The 9,493-nt window shown below is 62.6% G+C and carries 7 protein-coding genes and 2 pseudogenes; 3 read left to right on the forward strand and 6 right to left on the reverse strand.

Going from position 1 to position 9,493, the window contains the following annotated elements; translation table 11 throughout:
• Together VB716_RS07175 and VB716_RS07180 are read left to right on the forward strand one after the other, a co-directional pair.
• Positions 1-127, forward strand: a pseudogene (locus VB716_RS07175) (IS630 family transposase); the annotation flags it as partial.
• 49 nt (positions 128-176) lie between these two features.
• Entirely contained in the window at positions 177-419 is a 243-nt protein-coding gene (locus tag VB716_RS07180) for a Nif11-like leader peptide family RiPP precursor (RefSeq protein WP_323270110.1), read from the forward strand.
• 733 nt (positions 420-1,152) lie between these two features.
• On the opposite strand, the gene VB716_RS07185 is transcribed toward VB716_RS07180, so the two are convergent.
• The 3 genes from VB716_RS07185 to VB716_RS07195 form a co-directional block, all read right to left on the reverse strand.
• Entirely contained in the window at positions 1,153-1,557 is a 405-nt protein-coding gene (locus VB716_RS07185) for a hypothetical protein (RefSeq protein WP_323270111.1), read from the reverse strand.
• Between the two features lie 336 nt (positions 1,558-1,893).
• Entirely contained in the window at positions 1,894-2,217 is a 324-nt protein-coding gene (locus VB716_RS07190) for a hypothetical protein (RefSeq protein ID WP_323270112.1), read from the reverse strand.
• A gap of 792 nt (positions 2,218-3,009) precedes the next feature.
• Positions 3,010-3,867 (reverse strand): Mur ligase family protein, encoded by an 858-nt coding sequence (locus VB716_RS07195; RefSeq protein WP_323270115.1) that lies wholly within the window; start codon positions 3,865-3,867, stop codon positions 3,010-3,012.
• 101 nt (positions 3,868-3,968) lie between these two features.
• Between VB716_RS07195 and tnpC the strand changes: the two genes are divergently transcribed.
• Positions 3,969-5,483, forward strand: coding sequence for an IS66 family transposase (gene tnpC / locus VB716_RS07200; protein ID WP_322757069.1), 1,515 nt, complete (start codon positions 3,969-3,971; stop codon positions 5,481-5,483).
• Here tnpC and VB716_RS07205 read toward each other — a convergent pair.
• The 3 genes and pseudogenes from VB716_RS07205 to VB716_RS07215 all read right to left on the reverse strand — a co-directional run.
• Complete coding sequence (locus VB716_RS07205; RefSeq protein ID WP_323270113.1) at positions 5,374-7,302, reverse strand: hypothetical protein; 1,929 nt, start codon at positions 7,300-7,302, stop codon at positions 5,374-5,376. The genes tnpC and VB716_RS07205 overlap by 110 nt on opposite strands.
• Before the next feature lie 35 nt (positions 7,303-7,337).
• Positions 7,338-8,987, reverse strand: a complete 1,650-nt coding sequence (locus VB716_RS07210) for a DUF2079 domain-containing protein (protein WP_323270114.1) — start codon at positions 8,985-8,987, stop codon at positions 7,338-7,340.
• 10 nt (positions 8,988-8,997) lie between these two features.
• Positions 8,998-9,493: pseudogene (locus VB716_RS07215) on the reverse strand (hypothetical protein); the annotation flags it as partial.

A 9,493-nucleotide genomic window follows, 5' to 3' on the forward strand; every position in this document is an offset into this window, starting at 1 on the left:
CAAGATCGAGCAGTTCGTGGCGGCCTACAACAAGACCAAGGCGCCGTTCAACTGGACCGCGACGGCGGACTCAATACTTGAAAAGCTCCAGCGACTTTGCTCACAAATCTCCGGGACGGCACACTAGTGGTGCTGCAATTTCTGTGTAGACTAACCTCGTAAAATGCCCCAGTCCGATGTCGAAAGAACAACCCCAAGCCTTGATTAATGCTGTCAAGTCTGACACTTCTATGGAAGATCGTCTAAAGGCGGCTCCAGACCTCGATGCTGTCCTGGCGATTACAAAGGAGGCTGGCATTGGTTTTACCAAGGAAGAGCTGCAGCAGGAAAATCTCAGCGATGAGGACTTGGAGAGCGTGGCTGGAGGGGGGAATCTCGATGGAAAGGTAGCTATCTCACGCATCGCGGTACCAGAATGAGATTCGCCCCATCGAGGCCCTGCCACCACAGGGCTTTTTATTTCTTCAATCACGCCCAGACTGAGCAGCAAGCTGCATTAGCGCCAGTGTGCATTCTCGGCCAATGCGACTTGCCGTAACAAGCGTTGCTTCTTTTGCTTGCGGGTTCAGGAGCCCGGCTTGTCAAGCCGAAAAGACTCTTCGCTCGAACCACCTTTCTCGGTAACATATGGAAACTTATAGCTGTAGCCAAGGGGGCTCGTCTCCGCCGGAACAGTTATACTCTTTCCGTCTACAACTATGCAATCGACCGTTGAGGAAAAGCCATCTTGCCCCAAGGGGCAAGCCTGAATCTTCTGAGCAGGCAGGTCGACCCACCAGTTAAAAAATATTCTCCTTTGAATTGCAAATTTTTGGGTAACTTTGTTGCCCTCAACTTCAACAACAACCCCTGGCCAGATGCCGGTTGCGCCGCCCTCCCCGCCCCATGGTCTACCACGGTCAAACTTGTATTAAATAGTCTCGGATAGTGTAGGTGTAGTGAACGAGCCTAAAAGGAACGCAATCGAAAACACTGCACCAGTAGCAGTGGTCAGGCGTAGGTGCATGGCTAGCAGGTTAGCGGTGCTGCCCATTATCCCAGCCTCACGCTGCTCGAATAGATAGGATTCGCCCACAAGGAGGAAACGGTGTTGGCTCTGCTGCTGTGAGCGCAGATGCCTTCTGGGTGAAACCATCGGCAGCATCTGATTGCTCACATGTGCTGCCGCACTAAGGCGCATTTGTTGATGGCGCTGAGTGGCGTGGCTAAGCAGCGGTTTGGCGTTTGCGGCAGGCGCCACAGAGATTGGCCGCTGAGCCATGGCGAAGCTACCGATCTGCCTGCAGGTGTATCGCGGGCCGCTGGTCTGAGGCCGTGTGGAAGGTGAAGTCGTCTGGGCGCGGGGGGGCCGGGCGTTGTGATCCATGCCGCCAATCCCAGGGCCGCTGGATTCCGCACTGCCCACACCCCCCCACTGTGGCTCCTGTGCCGCAGCTTCAGCCTCCAGGATGGCGCTCCAGTCACAACGGGCCAGGTACTGCCGGTAGGCGAAGGCGGGGAGCCATCGCGGACCATCGCCAGGTTCACCGATTGGCCACCCCGGAACACCTCCGCCACGGTCCGCCCGCATCGGTCGTTGGTCTCTACCTGCAGGGTGACGCATGAGCCGATCGGGGCCAGCTGCTGCAGCCTTCTTTGGGGCGTCGATGCAGGCCAGTCGCACCGTCACCCGCCGCTTGCCCTCCATCACGCGGAAGGTGTCGCCATCTCCGGTGGTGCCCTCCATGAGCTGTCTCAGCTCGGAGGCGCCACTATGGGAAAGGGTCATGGTCTGTGTTCGGTTTGGTGGTAGTGCTCCGAACAGGGTCACAGACCGGCCCACCCATTGCCATAACAGAGAACTGAGGGAGGCGAGCCGTCAGCCCCGGCTACGCCGGGGCTGCTCCTCGTGAGTTACACCACTCCACGGGACGCTGCTAATCCAAGCGTAAACTTCTTCTTTGGTAGGTATGTCATTGTTTCTGCGTTGCTGTTGCGGGTGTTGAAGTCGGCCGCTGCCAGTGCCAGTCTTCGCGCTTGGGTGGGTGTTCGTAGGTCTGCCCACTGAAGGCTCTGGTGGGGAACGTAGGTATAGATAGCAAGGATGGAGTGTTTGTCTATCCTGAGTTGCTCAATCTGTGGCAGGGAGTAATGCCTGGATGACTGGGCAATCCCGCCGCTGATCAGCTGTTGGTTGATGGCGAGAACATCCTGGTCGAACTTGCTGATCTTGATCACGCGTTTTGTACCGTCTCTTCCTTCAACTTCCCAACACCCACGACTGCGTCGTCCTCCGCTAGAGAGCGGGCGACAGCGGGCCCTTTCGACCAATCCTTTTGCCAGGTCATAGTCTGGGAGATCATTCATTGAGCTCGGTATCCTGCCGATGGCATCTGTCTTCTTCCGTGGTGAATGCGGTATGTAGTGAACACCAGCGCATTGTGAGAAGGAGGATGGCAGGTGGCCATGACCTGGATGCACTGTTTCCAGTGGCTCCGAAAGGGGTATCTTTGATTCTCAGTCTGGTGGTCTCTGCGAAGACGCCTTTGGGGGCCGCGGTTGATGGTGCGCGATGGATGCAATCCAGCGGGACTCTTCATGGAGACTGGGGCAACAGGCATGCACTCTTCAGCCATGCCGGCAGGACGGCCGACGACCGATTGAGATTGACCCACATCCCCAGGCTCAACTCCGGCAAATGTAGTGGCCAGGAGAGTGTTGTATGGGAAACAGACTTGCTTGCGTACCTCCCGCCCTCTGCATAGCCTTGCAGAAGGGAATGCAGGCTCTGTCTGCTGGGGCTTGTACAGGGCGCCTGATGTTGGATGACGCCCGCCACGTGGCTGCCTGGTCATCGATTGCAGGGATTGCAGGCTTTCGATGTTGAACATCCCTGGGTGGATCACACCCGTGAGCAGTCGCTTCTCCTGCGCGTATGGCTGCGCCTGTTCCCCATCCTTGCGAGTGGGTCCAGCCGTGGTGCGAATCTGCTGGGGATGGGGCATGGGCAGGGGTGAGAGCCGGTCCTGTTCAGTACAGACATTCATAGCCTTCACTCCACTGCAGAAGTTGCTCCGTGATTGTGCTGAGGTTCGCCTTCCAGACGCCATGGAGCAGGAGAAAGTCTCCGTCTTGGAGGGTGTGGCGGAGCGTTGCCGTGAGCTGGTCCAGCTTTTCGATGGCTACCCAGGTGACTCCGTCTGGAAGGATGCCGGCGTGCTCAGCAAACCGATGAGTCGTATAAATCCTGTCCAGGCCAGCTTTCTTCAGGAGCCTGGCGGCACGGTTGAGGTCATAGCGATGGCCCACGTTGTCGTCCAGGTTGTAGAGCTCTGTCAGGACGGCAATCTTCCGGCGCGTCATGTCCGGGGGGAGCTGGGCCGCAAGCTGACAAGTGGACAGGAATCCTTCGAAGTAACCACGATGTGTCTGGTCGTAGAGGTGGAAGGTCATGCTGTGCTTTCTGATGCGATAGAGCTTGCCGCTGGTTTGATAATTGCGGGCTGAGCTGTAGAGCTCACTGCAGTCCTTCAGCGAGTATCCCAGAACTTTCGCGGCCAGAAGAACCCCGGCGGACATGGCTGGTGCATGCACTTCCAGCATGGGCACAACATAATCAGTTGTCTCCCCCAGGATCCTGGCCTTCACCCTTTGGCCGTTTTCAACTCCTGTCACGTGGATCACCCGTGCATCGGCACCCTCCATGAGGCCAAACGACAGGATTCTGCCGGGATTGTGCCTCTGTACTTCCTGTTGGAGCCTTGATGCATGGGGACCATCCGCGGGTAGCAGCACTGTTCCCTGGCTGCGCATGTGGCTTACCACCGCAGCCTTGTGCCGGATCAGGCCGCTGAGCGAGCGATGCCTGCGCATGTGTTCGGCGCTGATACCCGTTCAGGGATCGGGACAGCTCGCAGCAAACATCGGCCTTGCTGAACCCTTGACGGTGGCTTGATTCCTGGTTGCATCTCAGTAAGAGACTCCTTGCGATGACCACCCCACCGGCCGGGATTTCAGACGCCGATTGGGCCGCCACCTCGGTGGGAGTGAAGGCTGGATTTCTTGAGCTGGTCAGTCAGTGCCAGAGACAGCAACAGGAGATCGAGCAGCTCCGCGCCCAGCTCACCGCCCTGGCGATCGAACTGGCCAGCCTGCGCGAGCGGATCGGCCGCAGCTCCCGCAACTCTTCCAAGCCTCCCTCCAGTGATGGGCTGGGGTTTAAGCCGCCAGAGCGGCGCAAGGGCAGTGGTCGCAAGCGCGGTGGCCAGCCGGGCCATCCCGGATCTGGGCCGGAGCTGCTGCCGATCGAGCGGGTGGATGAGGTGGTGGAGCACCACCCCCAGGCTTGCCGCCGTTGCGGTCAGCTGCTGGAAGGCGTGGATCCAGAGCCGCTGCGCCATCAGGTGATCGAGATTCCACCGATCACACCGGTGGTGATCGAACACCGGATGCACCGCCTGGTGTGCCCCTGCTGTTCCACCAGCACCTGTGCCTCGTTACCGGCGGAGGTGGAAGCGAGCCATTACGGCCCCCGGCTCAGTGCTCTGGTGGGTCTGCTGGGTAGTGCCTTCCCGTTGAGTTTCAGCAAGACCCAGGCGCTTTTGGATCAGCTGCTGGGGGTACAGATCAGCCGGGGAGCGATGGCCACTATCCGCCAGCGCTTGAGTGCAGCACTGGAGCAGCCCATGCAGGAGGCCCTTGCTTTTGCCCGTCAGCAGCCGGTGGTCTACGTCGATGAAACCGGTGCCCCCACCGGTAATGCTGACGGTGGCAACCCCGATGGCCGGCGCGGCTGGGAGTGGGTCATGGTGACCGCCATGGGGGTGACAGTGTTCTTGCAGAGCCTGAGCCGCTCGGCTTCCGCCGCGATCGACCTGCTCGGGAATGCCTTTGGCGGAATTGTGGTGAGCGATCGCTTCTCCGCCTACAACCATCTCCCGCTGGAGCAGCGCCAGCTGTGCTGGGCGCACGTGATCCGCGATCTCACCGCCATCGCTGACCGTCAGGGCGCCAGCGGTGAGATTGGAGCGGAGCTGCTGGGCCTGCAGCAGCAGCTGTTTGCCCAGTGGCACCGCTACAAAGACGGAACGATCGACTGGTCCACGTTGCAGCAGGGCTGTCGGCCGATCCGCCAGGCGTTTGTGGGCACGCTGCAGCGGGTGGTGGAGCTGGGCTACCAGCGCGGCGAGCGAACGCCGTGGGCCAAAACGGTTGGCACCTGCCGGCAGTTGCTCCAGGTGGCTGATGGCCTCTGGACGTTTCTGGAGATCAAAGGCATCGAACCCACCAACAATGCTGCAGAGCGAGCCCTGCGCCATTCGGTGATTCAGCGCAAGATCAGCCATGGCGTCCAATCCCGCCAGGGTGCGATCTGCCGCAGCAGGCTGCTCACGGTCACCACCAGCCTGCGGCAACAGGGCCGTGATATCTGGCAGTTCGTGGAGCAGGCCTTGATCGCCCATCATCGCGGCGGTGAGATGCCATCGCTGTTGCCGAATCCCTGAGCCGGCCGTCATCGATCGTGGTGTCTGTGGTTGCTCGTTGATCAGCGATCAAGGGTGGAATGCTGCGCTGCTGCGTAACGGCCCCTGAACGGGTACCGGCGCTGATGCCTGTGATCACCACCAGGTCCGGCCGCAGCAGCTGGGACCGGGGCTCCGCGTATCCAGGGCCTGGGACGGCCACCTCAACCAGATTGATGCGGGTGCTCTCTCTGATGGAGGCCAGGGCCCGGAGCACCGAGCGTTCCTTGTTCAGGCTGTTGGCCAGGCAGAAACTGCCCGACCCCGGCCCCAGCACGTGATGAAGCTGCAGTTTGAATCCGGTTTTTCCGTGGGAACCGGTGATCAACACCGTTTTGCCCTCAAAGGCGAGTCTGCTGTGAACGGCCAGATCTTGCAGTGCCTGCTTGCCCGCCGCGACGTGGAGCACTGGCCCCAGATCCGGATCCGTTGCTGGTTGCGCTGTCACGATGGCGGAGGCGCCTCGCCGTTTGAGATCCTCAAGACCGGACGTCGGCTTCCCCTCTTTGTTGGTTCGAACGTCCGTCCTGCGTGCGTCGTCCAGGTCGCCGTCGAGGTCGCCGTCGAGGTCAAGGTAGAGGTCGCCGTCTCCGCTATGGGGTGGATAGAAGCTGATGCTTCTCAGAGCTGGTGTATTGATCAGACAATGACGCCACTCTCCCCCTGTTGCCCGGCTCAGTTCAGCTCCGCTGAGCAACAGTTGATCGGAACGATTCAGGCTTGCCTCACGGATCGTGCTCAGCTGCTGCCGGATTCTGCGTCGTTGCGACGCATCGCCAAGCAGGAGAAGGCTGAGTTCGGCGTTGATCATTCGTCCCCAGCCGAGACGGATCACCCCGCTGTCGCGATCCGGCCGGAGCTCCACAGTGCGCAGGTCTTTCAGTTGGAAGGAGGCTCCACTCCAGTCCTGTCGATCAATGCTCCAGTGTGACCGTTGCAGGCGTTTGGCGATGCTTGCGGCATAGGCGATCCGGTTGTATCCGGCATGGCAATCCAGAACCATTCCCTTGGTCGGATGGCCGTGCTTCTCGATGGCGATGTGGATCCCCAGCATTCCCTGATACCCCGCGTCCCATGCCCAGCGGAGCAACGGTTGGAGCCAGGGTGTGGTATCGTGACCCAGCTGTGGGATGGCCCTTGCCCGCGCACGGTTGGTTGCTTCGGTTTCCGTGAGGCTGAGCAGTTCCAGGTGGCCGCCCTCGATGAGGTAGTGGGCCCACAGGATCTGTCTGTCGCCCAGGGATTTCTGAAGTTGAAAGCAGGTGCCCGGCTCCAGGTTGTGTTGACGGCGGAGCACCTCCTCGACGCTCGTGCAGTAGTGCACCCCTGCGTCCGTGCTGGTTCGCTCGGGCTGGAACCAGCAGGGCATCGGAAAGGCACGGATCCTTGCTTCTGCCGTGGCATCGTCTGGATTCAGGCAGATGGTTTCCGGCATGGAGAGGCCCAGTTCCGTGACCAGCCGCATCACCTTTCTTCTGTTCGCCAGAAGCCTGCTGGCCTCCAGGCGCTGCGGATCGGGAAAGAATTCGTGCTCCTTCTGGCCGAAGCTGTGGCAGGAGAGGCTCTGGATGCCCTGGCAGGCGGTGTGGCTCAGTTCCATTCCCCAGATCACGTCCTGGGTTGGCTCCAATCCTGCTCGCCTGAAATGGCGGGTCACCATCGGATATAGCCCCTGGAGCTGCTTCGGCATCTGAATCCGATCCCCCTGCTCCGTCAGGGCCAGGGCCTGCGAGGCCACCTCCAGCGTCCTGTGGCGCGAGGTGGGCCCGAGGCTGCGTGCATCGTGGTGGAACAGACGCATCGAAGGGGAGTTCGGCTCTCGTGTCGGTGATGCCCTCAGTCCGGCGTTGTTCCGGATTCCCCTGTTCGGAGGAACGTCTTGATGTCTTGCCTGTCCCCTTTGCGGGTGGGGGCTCCTCGTTCCAACACCACCACGCCGTCATCGAGGGCACGGATGCCGTAGGTGCCCTTCTCGAGCATCTGCTGCACCCGTTTCACGGCCTTGCGGTATTGCTGCCGGTCCCCCGCGAAGGCCGCTCCGTAGCGCTGCAGCCAGTCGAGATCCACGGCGATCCACTCCACGGGCTGCTCCCTCCCCTGCCGGTCGCGGTAGGCCTGGGCATAGGGGAAGCGCACCAAGGCTTCACGGCGAGCCAGCAAGGGCACGAGCGGGGTGTTCGCCGCCACGGAGGCATCGGCGGGGATCACGGCCAGGGCGCGGCGGGCCGCCTGGCCGTGGCTCCACTTCTCCCATGGCGCCTGATGTACCCAGGGCTGGATGCTGTCCGGGATCAGGAAGGAGAGGCTGCGGTTGGGGTTGGCCACCACCGTGAGCAGCAGCGACAGGCCGATCGCACCGATCCAGACGGCCCGGAACCGCCGCCGGTGGAACAGCCCGCCGTGGTTCTGCCACCAGTACACGGTGCCGCTGAACAGGCCAGGCACCACCAGGAACGTGTAGCGGAGGTTGATCGAGAGGGGGTTGTTCGTGCCCTGGGCCAGCAGCAGCCCCAGCAGCGGCAGGCCCATCAACAGCCAGGCGTCGATCGACACCAGCGGCACCAGGGCCAGCGGCAGGGTCTGGACCAGCAGATAGCGCAGTGTGTCCAGAGGGGGGCTCACCAGCTCCCGCAGCAGGATCAGGGGCTGGCGCAGCACCAGCAGCAGCACCTGCAGGCTGCTGGCCTGGTCGCGATCGCCGATGTACTGGCCGAAGTTCTCCACCATGAAGCGGCGGGAGGTGTCCTCGCTGAACAGCGGCATCAGCACATTGGTCACGAACACCACCCAGCCCCCGCCCCAGGCCGCCAGGGCCAGGGCCAGGGGCCAGCGCTGCCGCTGCCGCACCGCCAGCCAGATCCCCACGCCCACCAGCAGCACCCCGGTGTCCTCCCGCACCAGGGGCAGGGCCGCTGCGGCCAGCAGGATCTGCCAGCGGCAACGCCGCTCCAGCCCCAGCAGCAGCAGGAAAAACAGCAGCGGCAGCTGGCAGAGGTCGGTGAAGTTGCCCCAGGTGGGGCCGATCACCGCGTTGGCGCCGTAGAAGCTGCAGGTGATCAGGGCCGCCAGGGCCGGCTCGAGCCGCAGCAGGGCGAGCCGGTGCAGCAGCAGACCGGCGCCGCAGACCAGGCTCACCTGCACCAGCGGCAGTGCCCACGGCCCCAGCAGCGCCACCAGCGGAATCCAGAGGGCCAGCACGGGCGTGAAGTGCTGGCCCAGCCGGTGGTACCCCACCGCCGGCAGTTCGTCGCCGTGCACCACGTTGGTGGAGAGCTGCGAGGAAAGGGTGCTCTCGAAGGGATGGCCCCTCCAGCCGTTGTGGAGCACCTGCAGGAAGATCCCCTGGTCGTAGGAGGCGGTGAGCACGCTCAGGCGCCACCACTGCAGCAGCAGGCCCACCACCAGGAAAACCCCGGCCGCGATCCACACCAGTCGCTGGGCCTGGCGTGTTCGCTTGTCGGGGGGCATGTCGATCGGCATGTCCATCTGCGTGGACTCAGGGGGGCGAGGGTTGGGAAGGGGAACCGGGCTCCGGTGGCCGTTCGCTCAGTGGCACCACATACCAGCTCTGCTGCGGCCAGGGGCAGGCGGCAGCCGGGCTGGGGCTGGCCTGGGCCTGCAGCCGGCAGAGGGTGGCCACCAGCTCCTGTTTCTCTTCCCCGTCGGGGAAGGGCCGGAAGCTCTCGATCGTTTCGAGGCTCCCCACCAAAGCCGTGGCGCCCTGCCGCCGCCAGCGGCGGATCGCCTTGGGGCTCACCTTGGCGGGGCTGGTGAGCCAGCCCTGGCGGCGGGCCAGGTTCAGCAGGGTGGGATCGGGCCCGCTCACGGCCACGATCCTGGCCCCGGGTGGGGTCTTGGCCTGGATCGCCGCCGCCAGGGGGGCCAGCTGGCGCTGCTGCACCCGCTCCACGCGCCAGTAGTCGAGGCTGAGGATCACCAGGCTCGTGGCCATCAGCAGGCCGAGCAGGCCCAGGCGGATCCGGCGGCCCGCG

The organism is Synechococcus sp. CCY9201 (assembly GCF_034931105.1).
Classification (GTDB): Bacteria; Cyanobacteriota; Cyanobacteriia; order PCC-6307; family Cyanobiaceae; genus CBW1002.